Below are 15,579 nucleotides of genomic sequence, written 5' to 3' on the forward strand. Positions count from 1 at the left end.
TCCCGAGCCCGCGGCCAGCACCTGGCCGAGAATGACTTCGCTCACCTGATCCGGCTTCACGCCTGCGCGTTCGAGCACGGCCTTGATGACCGTTGCGCCGAGTTCCGGCGCCGCGATCTTCGCGAGCGAGCCGCCGAATTTGCCCACCGCCGTACGCGCGGCCGATACGAACACTACGTCAGTCATTTCAGTTTCCTTTGGCATCGATTGTTAATGCATTGGCCCGGGCATGATCCGCGCGCCCATGAGCGCCACGGCGCGCCACTCAGAACTCACACTCAGGCATCGCGCTCCAGCACGTAGCGGCCCGGGGCGGCCTCGATCACCGGGTACGCCTTCGAACCCTGCGCCGCCGCCGGCTTGACCTGCTCGCCCGCGTTCGCCGCGAGCCAGGCGGACCACGTGGGCCACCAGCTGCCGGGATGCTCCGCCGCGGCGTCGAACCAGGCGTCCGCGGATTCGGGCAGCGCACCGGTGTCGCCGTCGACCATCCAGAAGCTGCGCTTGTTCTTCGACGGCGGATTGATCACGCCCGCAATATGTCCCGACGCGCCCAGCACGAAGGTCCGCGGACCGCTGAGAATGGGCGTCGAAGCATACGCCGACTTCCACGGCACGATGTGATCCTCGCGGGAGCCGTAGATAAACGTGGGCAACGCGAGCCGCGAGAGATCGATCTTCTCGCCGCATACCGTCAACGCATTCGGTTCCTTCAGCGCGTTTTCGAGATACGTGTTGCGCAGGTACCAGACGCACATCGGCCCGGGCAGGTTGGTCGAGTCGCTGTTCCAGAACAGCAGGTCGAACGCCTGGGGCGTGCGTCCTTTGAGATAGTTATCGACGACGTAGTTCCACACCAGATCGTTCGGGCGCAGATACGAGAACGTGTTGGCGAACTCGACGCCGCGCATCAGCCCCGCCGGCGCGCCGTTCCTGCCGCCGATCGCCTGCTCGCGCAAGCGCACGTGCGACTCGTCGACGAACACATCCAGCACGCCCGTGTCGGAGAAGTCGAGCATCGAGGTGAGCAGCGTCATCGAGGCCGCCGGCTCCTCGCCACGGGCCGAGGCCACCGCGAGCGCGGTGGCGAGAATGGTCCCGCCGATGCAGAAGCCGAGCGTATTGATCTGTTCCTCGCCGGTGATCGTCTGCACGACGCCGATGGTCTCGAGCACGCCCTGTTCGACATAGTCGTCCCAGGTCTTGTGCGCGATCGACTGGTCCGCGTTGCGCCACGACAGGATGAACACCTGATGGCCTTCATCGAGCGCATAGCGCACGAGCGAGCTTTCGGGCGAGAGATCGAGGATGTAGAACTTGTTGATGCACGGCGGCACGATCAGCAGCGGCCGCGCATAGACCTTCGGGGCGCGCGGCTTGTACTGGATCAGCTGTACGAGTTCGTTCTCGTACACGACCGATCCTTCGGTCGACGCAATGTTCTTGCCGACCGCGAAACCCGATTCGTCCGATTGCGAGATCTTGCCGCGCTGCATGTCGGCGAGCAGGTTCAGCATGCCCTGGCGCAGGCTCTCGCCCTTGCTCTCGATGAGCGTCTTTTGCGCATCGGGATTCAGCGCGAAATAGTTGCTCGGCGATGCTGCCGCGGCCCATTGCTGCACGGTGAAACGAATGCGCTCGCGGGTCTTCGGGTCGCTCTGCACGGCATCCGCGAGTTCTTGCAGATAGCGCGCGTTCAGCAGGTACCACGCGGCGGTGAACGCATACGCGGGCGTGGTCTGCCACGAGGTATCCGTGAAGCGGCGGTCCTTCAGCGCGCCCGGGTCGATGTGCTGTTCGCCTGCCTGCCGGAGCAGTTCGGACGCATCGCGCGAATAGTTGCTTTGCAGCTGCTGGAGACGCTCGGGTGGAATCGCCGCGGTGGGGATCTTCGGCAGTGTCGGCAAGCCCTGCATCGCGGCGCCGAAGCCCGGCATGCTGCTCGCCAGTTTGGCGAACTCGGCCATGCCGTTCATCTTCGTAAAGTCGGGCATCTGCGGCATCGCGCCCGGCGCCGGAAATGCGCCCTGGAATGCGGCCGGAAAACCTTGTGGGAAGCCACCGGGGAACGCATTGGGAAATGCATTCGGGAATGCATTGGCGAAGGCGCCGAACGCCGCGAACGGCGAGGCCTCCGCAGCGGCTCCCGCCCCGGCCGCATCAGGTGCGGCATTCGTCTGCTGAGTCAGCTTCGCCCACTGCGCGGGATCGGCAACGGTACGCCAGGCGTTCAGCCATTGATCGAACGCCTGCTGTACGCCAGTCGATTCGGCCGATGCTTGAGCCGAAGTGCTGTCGGCGGTACGGGAGCGGGAAGATGAGGAAGATGTTTTGGAAGCCATACCCGCCATTGACCTGTGAGTCTCGCAAGACTGGATTGCTGATGCAGGCATCGCCGGGCTTTCCTCGACCAGCGCGCAAGTGTTGATGCGCCCTATGCGCGCCGCAAGAAACCGCCTTGCTACGCCGTGCCCGATTGATTGAATTCCGGGAACATTCTTGCTCCAGGCTATCGGGCATGTCAATGCTTCGTCCCGATTTTGCCGCAGTGCGATAAATTTTTAATTATCGTTTTCCCCCATCCGAAATATTGTATTCACAAGGGGTTTCGTCACGCCCGGGAAACGTTCGCGTGGCAGGCTGGGAGACAGGTCTGGCGGGAGTAACAGGCCTCAGTCGTTCAGCCAGATCATCGCCGCCATGCGTCCCGTTACCCGATCCCGCCGATACGAATAAAAGCGCCTCTGCTCCGTCACCGTGCAATGCGTGCCGCCGTCGATGCGCGCGTCATCGACGCCCAGTTCCGCGAGCCGCTGCCGCGCCAGTGCATAGATGTCCGCGAAGTACTTGGCCGGCGCACCGCCCGCGGGCCGGAAGGCGGCCGTGGTGGCGTCGCGCCGGGCGGCCGGCGCCGCGCCGGCGAACGCCTCAAGCACGTCTTCGCCCACCTCGAACGCCGAGGGTCCGATCGCCGGCCCGAGATACGCATGCAGCCCGGCAGGCGACACGCCCGCGAGCGTCGCCACGCGTTCAGCCGTCCGTTCGATGACGCCGCCCGCCAGACCACGCCAGCCCGCATGCGCCGCGCCGACCGCGCGGCCCGCGTCGTCGCAGAACAGCACCGGCAGGCAGTCCGCCGTCATCACGACGCACACGACGCCCGCGCGATCCGTCACGCTCGCATCCGCGCGCGAGCGTTCGCCGAACACGAGGCGGTCGACCACCGCATGCGCGTCCTCGACCTGCGCGCCGTGGATCTGCTCGAGCCATGCGGCGTGCCGCGAAGGCGTCAGCGCCAGCGCGCGGCGCCGGTTCTCCGCGACGGCCTCGGGCGCGTCGCCCGTCGAGAAGCCCAGGTTGAGGCCGCCCGCGCCGGAGCCGTCGTCGAACGGCGCGGCGCTCACACCGCCCGCGCGCGTCGTGACGAACGCGCGCACGCGCGGCGACACCTTCCATTGCGGCCACAGACAAGCGCCGTGATCCAGTGCGGCAACGTGATGCTTCATGCTTCGTCGTCCTCGTAATCGTCGTCGTCCCAGTCTTCGTCGTCTTCGCCGATGACATAGACTTGCGCGAACTCCGGATCCTCGTCGGAGTCGATCTCCTCGTCCTCCCCGAAGCCGAGCGCGGCGGAGAGCGTCTCCATGTCCTCGGGCACATCGGCGCGCCAGTGCACCGGCTTGCCGGTCGCCGGATGAATCAGGCCGAGGCGCCACGCATGCAGCGCCTGACGGGCGAAGCCGTCCGGCAGCGGCGTGACGGAACGCTTGCCGCGCACGTGCCCGTACAGCGGATCGCCCAGCAGCGGATGACCCGCAGCCGCGCAATGCACGCGGATCTGATGCGTGCGGCCGGTTTCGAGATCGCAATGGATCGCGCTCACCGGCTGGTTGTGCCACAGGGTTCGCTGGATGGTCTTGAAGTGCGTGCGCGCCGGCTTGCCCGCGGCGCTCTGCACGACCGCCATGCGCTTGCGTTCGCGCGGGTCGCGGCCGATCGGCGCGTCGATCGTGCCTTCGTCGCGCATGTTGCCCCACACGAAGGCCACGTATCGGCGCTTCACCGTGCGCGCCTGCAACTGACGCACGAGGTCGGTCTGCGCTTCGAGCGTGCGCGCGACCACCATCAGTCCCGAGGTTTCCTTGTCCAGCCGATGCACGATGCCCGCGCGCGGCAAGCCGGCCGCCGCCGCGCCATAGCGATGCAGCAGACCGTTCAGCAGCGTGCCGCTCCAGTTGCCCGCAGCCGGGTGCACGACCATGCCGGCGGGCTTGTTGATGACCACGAGCGACTCGTCTTCGTAGACGACATCGAGCGGCACCGGTTCGGGCGTGAACGCGAGTTGTTCGGGCAGGAGGTCCGGCACGAGCGTGATGGTCGCGCCGAGCGGCACGGGCTGGCGCACTTTCGCACCGGCGCCGTCGACCTGCACGCGCCCTTCTTCGATCCACCCCTGCAGCCGGCTGCGCGAGAATTCCGGAAAGAGTTTCGCGAGCACCTTGTCGAGGCGGTCGCCGGCGAGTTCGTCGGGCACGTGCGCGACGCGCGGCGGTTCTGCGTCCGCGCCCGTCGTGCCTGTCGTGCCCGTTGCGCGGGGTGCGTCAGGGTTTGCATCGGGCTGCGCTGCGTCGTCGCCGGTGGCGCTTGGGCTATAATCTTTGAGTCGGTCTTTGGTACGACGGGTACTTGAGCGGGTCATTTGAACAAGATTCGGCAGGACTTGCCGTAGAAAACCGCGCATGGAAACGCGCGTAAGGATCCACGCAAACGCCGCACGCGAAAACCGCGAGACATTGCGCGAGCGGCGGCGCCGGACACACAGCTGGACACAGCGAGAATCAGCCAGGAACACCAAGCACTGATGCGAGCCTTCAACACCATTCATCAATCGATGCGTCAAACGATCAAGTATCTTGCGCTGGCCGCCAGCGTCGCGATCGTCGCAGCCTGTCACGGCCTGCCGGAGAAGACCGACGAAACCGCGCTGTGGAACAACAACAAATTATATACGGAGGCCCAGGACGCGCTTTCCGGCAGCGACTGGGGCAAGTGCGCGAAGTACTTCGAGGCGCTCGAAGGCCGTGACCCGTTCGGCCACTTCGCGCAGCAGGCGCAGATCAACGTCGCGTACTGCAACTGGAAGGACGGCGAAACCGCCAACGCCGACCAGGCCATCGACCGCTTCATCAAGCTGCATCCGGATCATCCCGATATCTCGTACGCCTACTACCTGAAGGGCATGATCCACTTCAACGACGACCTGGGCCTGTTCGGCCGCTTCTCGGGTCAGGACATGAGCGAGCGCGATCCGAAGTCGCTGCGCGAGTCCTATGACGCGTTCAAGGTGGTCGTCGACAAGTACCCGCAAAGCAAGTACGCGCCGGACGCCGCGCAGCGCATGCGCTATATCGTCAACGCGCTGGCGTCGCACGAGGTGCATGCGGCGGACTATTACTATCGGCGCGGCGCGTATGTCGCGGCCATCAACCGCGCGCAGCTCGCCATTCGCGAGTACAAGAACGCACCGGCCACCGAAGACGCGCTGCACATCATGATGCTGTCCTACGGCAAGCTCGATCAGCCGCAACTCGCCGACGACACCAAGCGCGTGCTCGCCGCAACGTTCCCGGACAGCCCGTACGTGACCGGCAAGCGTCGTCAGGGCACGGACGACAAGCCGTGGTACCAGATCTGGTAAGCGGCGCATGAAAGCAGGACATCGGTCCTGCACGCTTCCCGGAAACGGCGCGCGATCGATGATCGCGCGCCGTTTTGTTTATGCGCCGCCGCTGGCTAACTTACGAAGTTCCACATGAGGCGGCCACTGCGCGAACGCAGCCAGACGTCATGGCGGGAGACGAAGTCCTTGTAACTGGCGGGACAGGTTTCGGACAACCGCAGCAGCCAGACGGCATACGAAAAGTTATCTGCGTTGGCTATCTTGTCCACGGGCGGCAGACGCGCGAGGTCGGCGACGTCCATGCCGATTGGTCCAGGGACCATCGCTGCGTACTTCTGGTCCGTCGACGTATGCGCCATCGCATGACGCCACTCGTGCGTGAAGACCTGCGACATCCGTGACTTCAGGCTCGACGGCGGAACAGATTCGGCCAGCGTCTTGATGCCCTCGTCATAAACGGTGAGCTGGACTTCCTCCAGCGCATCATCCACCTGTGCGGTCCCCCGGCCGCGCGCGCAGGCGTATGCGTCGTCCTGACCGTCGAGGGACTGGTCGCGCCGTCCGCCTTGGTCAGTACGCTCCCGAAGTCGAGGTGCGAATAGTTCAATCGTGCCGGGTACTGTTGCGTGCGCTCGGCCAGCTTGAGGAAGTTCTGCCTGTCCGCGGTCCGCGTGCGGCCCCAGAAGATCTGCAGCACCTTGTCGACCCTCGCCAGATCGCTCGCTGTGGTGCTCTTCACCATTCTCCGGGCCACCGCGAGACTCGCTTCGGCGCAGTCCGCGCCGTCGAACAGCAGCACTCGCAGTTCGCGAGCCCTTGCAATCGGCATCCCGTGGACGCGGTCAAGCGGAATCGACGCTCCCCGATAGCGCCTCCACAGGTTTCTGAAGCCGGTGCCGTGCCGTCCGCCCGAAGCGAACACCAGTGACCAGCGGGAATCGACCCATTGCACGGGCGCACCGTACGACACCAGATTGCCCGCGGTCGGATTCGCGAGCCGGTAACTGCCGTAGTTCGCATCCCAGTCGACCTGATAGACCGCTTCGACGTCCTGGAAAGCGGCAGCGGCATGGTGATAGCGGTTGAAAAGACTCTCGGCGATTCGCGTTGCCATTCTGGGAACGACTTCGCGCGTGACCGCTAAAAAATCGAAGTGATCGTCGCGTCGAAACGCTTCTGCCGATTCTTCCGGACATGCTTCTTCCGTTTCGCTTTCCTCGGTCTCTTCGGTGTCGAAAGTCGCGTCGTGCAACGCTCTCTCCCAGGCCGGATCTACCGGGCCATGGGTCGAGGAATTCGTTGCAGAAGGATGAGCCTGATTGCCGCGAGGACGGCGCAATCTCAGTTCGCTTTCCGAAGCAAATGGCATTGACCGACTCTCCCGGGAATCTGATTCCCGCAGACAATGCCTTGGCCAACGAGGTCTGCAAGAAAGAAAATCGGTCGTCTAAACGGCGAATCGAAGGATCGGAAATGCGTGTTCCGCGAAACAAACGCAGCAAGAAATGGAGATCTTCAGAGGCAGCATTCTCCGGCGTGAGTGCAATGACGGGATAGCTGCCGTTCAAAACACTACTCGGCCAGCTCCGTCTTCCACTTTGCCGCATCGCTGAAAAATTCACGCACCACGTCCAGTTCACGCGTGCGCTTGAACGGCGGCAGGCTTTGCCAGATGCGCCGGCCATACGGTTTCTCGACGAGACGCGTATCGCAGATCATCAGCACGCCGCGATCGGTCTCCGCGCGAATCAGCCGCCCCGCGCCCTGCTTGAGCGTGATGACCGCCTGCGGCAGCTGATGCACCGCGAACGGACTCAAACCCTTCTTCGAGAGCGCGTCCAGCCGGGCCGCGAGCACGGGATCGTCGGGCGGCGCGAACGGCAGCTTGTCGATGACCACCAGCGACAGCGCATCGCCGCGCACGTCCACGCCTTCCCAGAAGCTCTGGCTGCCGACCAGGATCGCATTGCCGTAGGCGCGGAAGCGGTCGAGCAACTCGGTCCGGCTGGCATCGCCCTGTACGAGCAGCGGATTGTCCCAGCCACGGCGCTCGATCACCTCGCGCAGCCGCGTGGCAATGCGGTCGACCGCGCGCAGCGTCGTACACAGCACGAACGCGCCGCCGCCCGCCGCCTCGATCACCGGCAGCGCGGCTTCGAACACGGCATCGGTGAACTGCGGCGACGACGGCTGCGGCAGATTGCGCGGCACGTACAACAAGCCTTGCGACGGATAGTCGAACGGGCTCGGCAGGGTCATCGAGCGGCGCGAGTTGAGGCCCATCTGCGCCGCGTAATGCGTGAAGTCGCCGCGCACCGAGAGCGTGGCCGACGTGAAGATCCACGCGCGCGGCACGCCCGCGCGCTGCTTGGCGAAAATCGGCGCGACCGACAACGGCGTCTCGTGCAGCTGCACCGTGTGCGAGAACACTTCGATCCAGCGCACCATCTCGTTCGGCTCTTCCTTCGCGGCTGCGACGGCGGTCTGTTCGTCCGCGACGACCGCGCGTTCGAGCGAGGTCGGCGGCGTGGTCCAGCCGGCCAGCAGGTCCTGCAGTTCGCGCGCGCGGCGCACCAGCGCCTGCAGCGATTCGGCGCGCTCCGCATGCGACGACAATGCCGCCGCCAACGCCGCAAGATGCGTTTCGAGCGTGTCGAGCGCCTCGAACAGCGCATGACCGTCGGGCAACTGGCCGAGCGACAGGCGCACCGAATCTTCCTTGAACACCAGCCGCAAGTCGCGCGCTGCGCGTTCGAGCGCGGCGCCGAGCTTGGTCCAGTCGGCGGCGTCGCGGGCGTGCGAGAGACCTTCGGCGACCGTATCTCGGGCGAGTTCGAGCAGCTGCGTGGTGGACAGCGTGTCGCCGAAGAACAGCGTGGCCGTTTCCGGTAACTGATGCGCCTCGTCGAAGATGATGGTGTTGGCCATCGGCAGGAGTTCGGCCATGCCGGTGTCGCGCAGCATCACGTCCGCGAAGAACAGATGGTGATTCACCACGACGATATCCGCCTGCTGCGCTTCCTTGCGCGCCTGCATGACGAAGCATTCCTTGTAGTGCGGACAATCCTGGCCGAGACAGTTGTCGCGCGTGGAGGTGACCATCGGCCAGACCGGCGAATTCTCCGGCACGCTCGCGAGTTCGGCCTTGTCGCCGGTGCGCGTGATCTTCGCGAACCGCACGATCTCCTGCAAATGCGACGTGTCCTGACGCGTTGGCAGACGGCCGTTGTCGGCCGTGCGCTCGAGATAGTAGTGGCACAGGTAGTTTGCGCGGCCCTTCAGCATCGCCACCGACACCGGCACCGCCAGCGCGTCGCGCACGGTGGGGATATCGCGCTGGAACAGCTGGTCCTGCAAGTGCTTCGTGCCGGTCGAGACGATCACCTTGCCGCCCCACAGCATGGCCGGCACGAGATACGCATAGGTCTTGCCCGTGCCCGTCCCGGCTTCGACGATCAGCGTGTTCTCGCCGCCGTCGATGGCCGTCTTCGCCGTTGCGATGCCCAGGTCTTCCGCCGGGGGCGCGTCGGGGTCATGCGGCTTGTCCGACGGTCCGAGCTTGCGCGCGGGGCGGCGCTGCGCCTCGAACATCGCGGGCTCGGGCATCGCGCGGCCGGAGGCCTCCATGGCGGCGGCGACCGAGCGCGCCATTTCGATCTGCGAGGCACGCGGCCGATAACCGTCGATGGCGCGCGCAAGCAGTCCCTGCGCCGCGAAGATGGCGTCGAGTTCGACGGCGCGCTTGTCCGTGAGCGCGTGCGGCGCGGGGACGTCGTCGCGAGAGGGTGTGGGTGCGTTCAAGGCGTGCTCAATCCTGCGGGGTTCCGGCGGCGGGTGCGCGAGGCGCCGCCGCCGGCATGCATGGGCATGCGCCGCCGGCGGCGCGCGGCGTCAGTGCGCGTCCGGGTCCAGCTGCAATTGCAGCAGGAGAATGGTGTCCTTCACCTTGAGCTTGCGCTTCTTCAAGCGTCTCAACTCGAGGTCTTCGATGCCCGACATCTTGTCGATCAGGATGTCCAGGCTGTGATGCTCTTCCTGCAACTGCGCGATGCGATCGCGCAGCAATGCGGCATCCATGGTGGGTTGTCGGGGTGCGTTCAAGCGCTGCTGCATGCTCGCCTCCTTTCATCCGCTCTTGCATCCGCTTCTTGATCTGCTTCGCGCGTGCCCGCAACGCGGACACGCATGCGCTACTTGCCCTGCTGCTGCTGTTGTTGCTGCTGTTGTTGCTGGCGCTGCTGGTCTTCAGCGGCCTGCTGCGCCTTTTCCTGCTGCTTCCTTGCTGCTTCCTTCTGACGCGCCTCGACTTCGGCGCGATGCTGCGCGGCTTCCTGCTGCTTCTGTTCGTAACGCTGCGCCTTCAGATCCCGGTCCTGCGCGTCCTGCACGCCGCGTGCGCGCGCATCGTCGAGTTGCTTCTGGTAGTCCGCCTGCTTGCGATCGTACGCCGCCTGATTGGCCGCGCGCTGCGGCGCCTCGGCCTGGCGCTGGGCGGCTGCCAGCGCGTTCTGGCGCTGCTTCTCATCGAACGATTGCTGGCTCGCACGTTCGTTGGCCGCGCGCTGCGGCGCTTGAGCGTCGTACTGCGCCTGCTTGATCGCGGTCTGCTGGTCGCGCTGGCGGGCGCGCTCGGTGCGCTGTTCGTCGTCTAGCGCGAGCTGGTCCTGACGGATCTCCTGGCGCGTCTCGCGCATCTCGTTGCGCGCATTGTCGAGGCAATGGTTGACGAAGAAATTGCTGTAGCAGTCGTGCCGCTTCACGCCAAAGCGATAGTCGTTTTCCTCGGTGCGCTTGTTCAACGCTTGCTGCCGTTGCGTGAATTGGGCCTTGAGCACGGCGTCGGGGTCTTGCGTGTCGCTGGAATTGCTGGAGGATGAGTCGTCGAGTGGACGGGTGCTGACGGCGGTATCGGGAGAAATGGGCTTCGGCGTCTGCGCACGCGCATGATCCGGCACGAAGGCGGCAAACAGCATGACTGCCGTGGCGAACCTGACCACCGTCATGGTCGAGGCAGTCGACGCGGCGCGTGCGCCTTCAGCTGCGCCGGCGTGGCCTGCAGCCGAGCCGGAATGGGCGGCGCGAAAAAAGCGTAATGTGGGCAAAGGAATGAACGGCAACGTGATCAGGAATCAGATGCGAAGCGGCTTGGGCGATGCCCAAATTCTATCACCGCACGCCGGAGGGCTCTGCCATTTATGGCAAAATGCCCCGCTCCAGCAACCCGGTCCGAACCGGCTCGTCACGCGGTCACGTGCCCGCCGCGCCTCGCTCACAGCAGGCTCGTGCGTGCGGCGCGATGCCTGCCGGCGAGCCCGAGAACAGCGCAGACACATGACGGAAACCGTAGCACTCAAGATCGTACAGCGCATCGCCACCGAACTCACCGTGCAGCCGCGCCAGGTCGCCGCCGCCGTGCAGCTTCTCGATGAAGGCTCGACTGTCCCGTTCATCGCCCGGTATCGCAAGGAAGTCACCGGCAATCTCGACGATACGCAACTGCGCACGCTCGAAGAGCGCCTGATCTACCTGCGCGAACTCGAAGAGCGCCGCGCCACGATCCTGTCGAGCATCGACGAGCAAGGCAAGCTCAGCGACGAATTGCGCGGCGCCATCGAAGGCGCAGACAGCAAGCAGGTGCTCGAAGATCTCTACCTGCCCTACAAGCCGAAGCGCCGCACGCGCGCGCAGATCGCCCGCGAAGCCGGTCTCGAACCGCTCGCACAGGCGCTGCTCGCTGATCCGACACTCGACCCGCAAGCCGAAGCCGCAGAATTCGTCGATGCCGAAAAAGGCGTCGCCGACACCAAGGCCGCCCTCGACGGCGCACGCGACATTCTCTCGGAACAGTTCGGCGAGACGGCCGGCGTCCTCGGCAAGCTGCGCGACCATCTGTTCAATCAGGGGCTCGTGATGTCGAGCGTGGTCGACGGCAAGCAGAACGAGGAAGGCGAGAAGTTCCGCGATTACTACGATTACAGCGAGACGGTCCGCACCGTGCCGTCGCACCGCGCGCTCGCGCTGTTTCGCGGCCGCAATGCGGGCGTGCTGAGCGTCAAGCTCGGCCTCGGCGAGGAACTCGACGCGCAGGTTCCGCATCCTTGCGAGGCGATGATCGCGCAGCAGGTGGGCATCGCCAACCGCGGCCGCGCCGCCGACAAATGGCTGTCGGACGTCTGCCGCTGGTGCTGGCGCGTGAAGGTGCAGCCGCACATCGAAACCGAGCTGCTCACGCAACTGCGCGAGCAGGCCGAGCACGAAGCCATCCGCGTGTTCGCGCGCAACCTGAAGGATCTGCTGCTGGCCGCGCCGGCGGGCCCGAAGGCCGTGATCGGACTCGATCCGGGCCTGCGCACGGGCGTGAAGGTCGCGGTCGTCGATCGCACCGGCAAGCTGCTCGCAACAGACACCATTTATCCGCACGAGCCGCGCCGCGACTGGGATGGCTCGCTCGCGAAACTCGCCCGCATCGCGCAAGCGACGCAGGCCGAACTGGTGTCGATCGGCAACGGCACGGCCTCGCGCGAAACCGACAAGCTCGCGAGCGAACTGATCGCGAAGCATCCGGAATTCAAGTTGCAGAAGATCGTGGTGTCGGAAGCGGGGGCGTCGGTGTATTCGGCGTCGGAACTCGCGGCAAAGGAATTCCCGGAACTCGATGTCTCGCTGCGCGGCGCCGTGTCCATCGCGCGCCGTCTGCAGGATCCGCTCGCGGAACTCGTCAAGATCGAGCCGAAGGCGATCGGCGTCGGCCAGTATCAGCACGACGTCAATCAGCGTGAACTGGCGCGCTCGCTCGATGCCGTCGTCGAGGACTGCGTGAATGCCGTCGGCGTCGATGCCAACACGGCGTCCATCGCCCTGCTCGCCCGCGTGTCGGGACTCAATGCGACGCTCGCGCGCAATATCGTCGAGTTTCGCGACGCCAACGGGCCGTTCCCTTCGCGCGAGCATCTGAAGAAGGTGCCGCGCCTCGGCGACAAGACCTTCGAACAGGCCGCGGGCTTCCTGCGCATCAACAATGGCGACAACCCGCTGGACCGGTCGTCGGTGCACCCGGAAGCGTATCCGGTCGTCGAACGCATGCTCGCCAAGATCAAGAAGCAGCTCGGCGACGTGCTCGGCAAGCGCGAGGCGCTGACCGGGCTGTCGCCGGCCGAGTTCGTCGATGAGCGCTTCGGCCTGCCCACCGTGCGCGACATCCTCGCGGAACTCGAGAAGCCCGGCCGCGATCCGCGCCCCGAGTTCAAGACGGCGACCTTCAAGGACGGCATCGAGAAAATCTCCGATCTCGTGCCGGGCATGATCCTCGAAGGCGTCGTGACGAACGTGGCCGCGTTTGGCGCGTTCGTCGATATCGGCGTGCATCAGGATGGCCTCGTGCACGTGTCGTCGATGTCCACGAAGTTCATCAAGGATCCGCACGAGGTCGTGAAGGCCGGTCAGGTCGTCAAGGTGAAGGTGCTGGAGACGGATGTGAAACGCCAGCGCATTTCACTGACGATGCGTCTCGATGATGATTTCCCGTCTGCGTCCGCCGGCAGCGGTTCGGGTGCGCAGTCGCGCGGCGGACAGGATCGTCAGGACCGACGCTCGGGCCAGCGTCCGCAGCAGCGTCGCGAGCCGGAGGCGGCAGGCGCGATGGCCGCGGCGTTCGCGAAGCTGAAGCGCTGAGGGCTTCGGCGCCAAACGAAAACCCCACGTTCGCACGTGGGGTTTTTGCTTTCTTACGCGAAAAGAATCCGCGTCAAATTTCGATTTTGGTACCCAACTCCACCACCCGGTTCGCCGGAATGCTGAAGAAATCCGTAGGCTTCGCGGCGTTCTGATGCATCCACGCGAACACCCGCTCGCGCCACACCGACATGCCCGGCAGTTCGGTCGGCACCACGGTTTCGCGCGCCATGAAAAACGACGTGTCCATCAGCTCGAAAATCATCGCGTGCGTGCGCGTGATCTGTTCGAGCACCGCCTTCACATCGGGCGTTTCGTTGAAGCCATAGGCCGCCTTCACGAGAAACAGTCCGCCGCCGATGTCCTTCACTTCGAGCCGGTGCGCGTCGTCCACATAGGGAATGTCGCGCGTCTGGAAGTTCATGAATAGCGTGCGCTCGTGCAGCACCTTGTTGTGCTTCAGATTGTGCAGCAGGCTCACAGGCACCAGCGAGTCGCTGCCGGTGAGATAGATGGCCGTGCCCGACACGCGATGCGGCGGATGCGCGAGCAGACCCTGGAGGAAAGGCATCAGCGGGATACCGTCGGCGGCCGTGCGGTCCTTGACGATCATGCGGCCCTTGTACCAGGTCATCAGCAGGAAGAACAGCGCGCCGCCGATGCACAGCGGCAGCCAGCCGCCCTGCTCGATCTTCAGCAGGCTCGCGCCGAAGAATCCGATGTCGATGGCAAGGAACACCGCGATCATCGCGCCGACCAGCCAGCGGCTCCAGCCCCACAGGTTCACCATTACGACCGACACGAGGATGGTGGTGGTCAGCATGGTCGCGGTGACGGCGAGGCCGTAGGCCGCCGCCAGGTTCTCCGAGCTCTTGAAGCCGACCACGATGCACAGGATGATGAACAGCAGCATCCAGTTCACGAGCGGGATATAGATCTGCCCGATCGCCAGTTCGGACGTATGCAGGATCTTCATGCGCGGCACGTAGCCCAGCTGGATGGCCTGGCTCGTCAGCGAATACGCGCCCGAGATGACCGCCTGCGAAGCGATCACGGTGGCAACAGTGGAGAGGATCACGAGCGGCAGCAGCGCCCAGTCGGGTGCGAGCAGGAAGAACGGGCTTTCGATGGCCTTCGGGTCGTGCATCAGCAACGCGCCCTGGCCGAAGTAGTTGAGCAGCAGCGACGGCATCACCAGCATGTACCAGCCGCAGCGGATCGGCTTGGCGCCGAAGTGGCCCATGTCGGCATACAGCGCTTCCGCGCCGGTCAGCACGAGCACGACCGAGCCGAGGACGATATAGGCCTGCAGCACGTGCTGCGCCATGAAGGAGAACGCGTAATAGGGATTCAGCGCGGCGATGATGCGCGGTTCCTTTACGATATGCGCCGCGCCGAGCACGGCGAGCGTGACGAACCACACAAGCATGATCGGGCCGAACAGCCTGCCGACCACCGCCGTGCCGTGCCGCTGGATCCAGAACAGCGCGATCAGGATGGCGATGGTGATGGGCAGCACATAGGGCGACAGCTTGGGCGCGGCGATCTCGAGGCCTTCGACCGCGGAGATCACCGACATGGCCGGCGTGATGACGGCGTCGCCATAGAACATGCACGCGCCGAAGATGCCGAGCATCATCAGCACGCCCGAGATCTTGCCGGATTCCTTCACGCTGCGCAGCGCGAGCGTGGTCATGGCGAACACGCCGCCTTCGCCGTTGTTGTCGGCGCGCATGACGAACAGCACGTATTTGACGGCCACCACCATGATGATGGCCCAGAACAGCAGGGAGATGACGCCGAGAATGGAGGCCTCGGACAAGCCGATGCCATGCGACGGGCTGAACGCCTCTTTCAGTGAATACAGCGGGCTGGTGCCGATGTCGCCGAAGACGATGCCAATGGCCGCGACCGTAAGCGAGGGCAATGACTGTTTATGCTCGTGCGCGTGAGTCGTTGTGGTCATAAAAGCGGGATATCCGTCCAGGGCGGAAAAAACGAACGCCATTCTATCGAACGCGGCATGCCGGAACATCTTGGCTGACCGCGCTGGGCGCGCCGGCGCAGACGCGAGTGAGAGTTTAGCATCGTGCCCCGTGCGCGTTGGCGCGGGCGCGCGTGACCTTTCGTGACGCCTGCGGCCCAGCGCGCATGCCAAAACGCCGTTGCATCCCGGCATCGAGCCCGGACGAACGGCGTTGTTTCATGCATGCGCGGCAATCAGGCAC

The 15,579-nt window shown here is 65.0% G+C and carries 11 protein-coding genes and 1 pseudogene; 2 read left to right on the forward strand and 10 right to left on the reverse strand.

Annotated features, from left to right (window positions below):
* The 4 genes and pseudogenes from QCE69_RS07780 to QCE69_RS07795 all read right to left on the reverse strand — a co-directional run.
* Positions 1 to 186 (reverse strand): annotated as a pseudogene (locus QCE69_RS07780) (acetyl-CoA C-acetyltransferase); the annotation flags it as partial.
* Positions 187 to 278: 92 nt separating this feature from the next.
* Positions 279 to 2,342 carry a class I poly(R)-hydroxyalkanoic acid synthase gene (phaC, locus tag QCE69_RS07785; RefSeq protein ID WP_309930197.1) on the reverse strand — a complete coding sequence of 688 codons (2,064 nt, stop codon included), beginning with the start codon at positions 2,340 to 2,342 and terminating at the stop codon, positions 279 to 281.
* Positions 2,343 to 2,672: 330 nt separating this feature from the next.
* Positions 2,673 to 3,506, reverse strand: coding sequence for a peptidoglycan editing factor PgeF (gene pgeF / locus QCE69_RS07790; protein WP_309930198.1), 834 nt, complete (start codon positions 3,504 to 3,506; stop codon positions 2,673 to 2,675).
* Positions 3,503 to 4,699: an RluA family pseudouridine synthase gene (locus QCE69_RS07795; protein ID WP_309930201.1), complete on the reverse strand. Its 1,197-nt coding sequence runs from the start codon at positions 4,697 to 4,699 to the stop codon at positions 3,503 to 3,505. Before QCE69_RS07795 ends, pgeF begins: the two co-directional genes overlap by 4 nt.
* A 162-nt stretch (positions 4,700 to 4,861) precedes the next feature.
* On the opposite strand from QCE69_RS07795, the gene QCE69_RS07800 reads away from it, so the two are divergent.
* Complete coding sequence (locus QCE69_RS07800) at positions 4,862 to 5,698, forward strand: outer membrane protein assembly factor BamD (RefSeq protein ID WP_309916531.1); 837 nt, start codon at positions 4,862 to 4,864, stop codon at positions 5,696 to 5,698.
* Positions 5,699 to 5,793: 95 nt separating this feature from the next.
* On the opposite strand, the gene QCE69_RS07805 is transcribed toward QCE69_RS07800, so the two are convergent.
* The 5 genes from QCE69_RS07805 to QCE69_RS07825 all read right to left on the reverse strand — a co-directional run bounded on the left by QCE69_RS07805 (position 5,794) and on the right by QCE69_RS07825 (position 10,683).
* Positions 5,794 to 6,171 (reverse strand): hypothetical protein, encoded by a 378-nt coding sequence (locus tag QCE69_RS07805; protein ID WP_309930202.1) that lies wholly within the window; start codon positions 6,169 to 6,171, stop codon positions 5,794 to 5,796.
* Positions 6,084 to 7,049: a hypothetical protein gene (locus QCE69_RS07810; protein ID WP_309930204.1), complete on the reverse strand. Its 966-nt coding sequence runs from the start codon at positions 7,047 to 7,049 to the stop codon at positions 6,084 to 6,086. The genes QCE69_RS07805 and QCE69_RS07810 overlap by 88 nt, the downstream gene beginning before the upstream one ends.
* Before the next feature lie 203 nt (positions 7,050 to 7,252).
* Positions 7,253 to 9,481: an ATP-dependent DNA helicase gene (locus QCE69_RS07815; RefSeq protein WP_309930206.1), complete on the reverse strand. Its 2,229-nt coding sequence runs from the start codon at positions 9,479 to 9,481 to the stop codon at positions 7,253 to 7,255.
* A 90-nt stretch (positions 9,482 to 9,571) separates the two neighbouring features.
* Positions 9,572 to 9,757 (reverse strand): DUF465 domain-containing protein, encoded by a 186-nt coding sequence (locus QCE69_RS07820; RefSeq protein WP_309811527.1) that lies wholly within the window; start codon positions 9,755 to 9,757, stop codon positions 9,572 to 9,574.
* A gap of 113 nt (positions 9,758 to 9,870) precedes the next feature.
* Positions 9,871 to 10,683 carry a colicin transporter gene (locus QCE69_RS07825; protein WP_309930209.1) on the reverse strand — a complete coding sequence of 271 codons (813 nt, stop codon included), beginning with the start codon at positions 10,681 to 10,683 and terminating at the stop codon, positions 9,871 to 9,873.
* Positions 10,684 to 11,011: 328 nt separating this feature from the next.
* Between QCE69_RS07825 and QCE69_RS07830 the strand changes: the two genes are divergently transcribed.
* Complete coding sequence (locus tag QCE69_RS07830; protein ID WP_309930210.1) at positions 11,012 to 13,351, forward strand: Tex family protein; 2,340 nt, start codon at positions 11,012 to 11,014, stop codon at positions 13,349 to 13,351.
* A gap of 73 nt (positions 13,352 to 13,424) precedes the next feature.
* On the opposite strand, the gene QCE69_RS07835 is transcribed toward QCE69_RS07830, so the two are convergent.
* A complete protein-coding gene (locus tag QCE69_RS07835; RefSeq protein WP_309916548.1) occupies positions 13,425 to 15,317 on the reverse strand; it encodes a potassium transporter Kup in 1,893 nt (630 codons plus the stop codon).
* Between the last annotated feature and the right edge of the window lie 262 nt (positions 15,318 to 15,579).

Origin of the sequence: Caballeronia sp. LZ032 (assembly GCF_031451315.1) — a bacterium.
Lineage (GTDB): Bacteria > Pseudomonadota > Gammaproteobacteria > Burkholderiales > Burkholderiaceae > Caballeronia.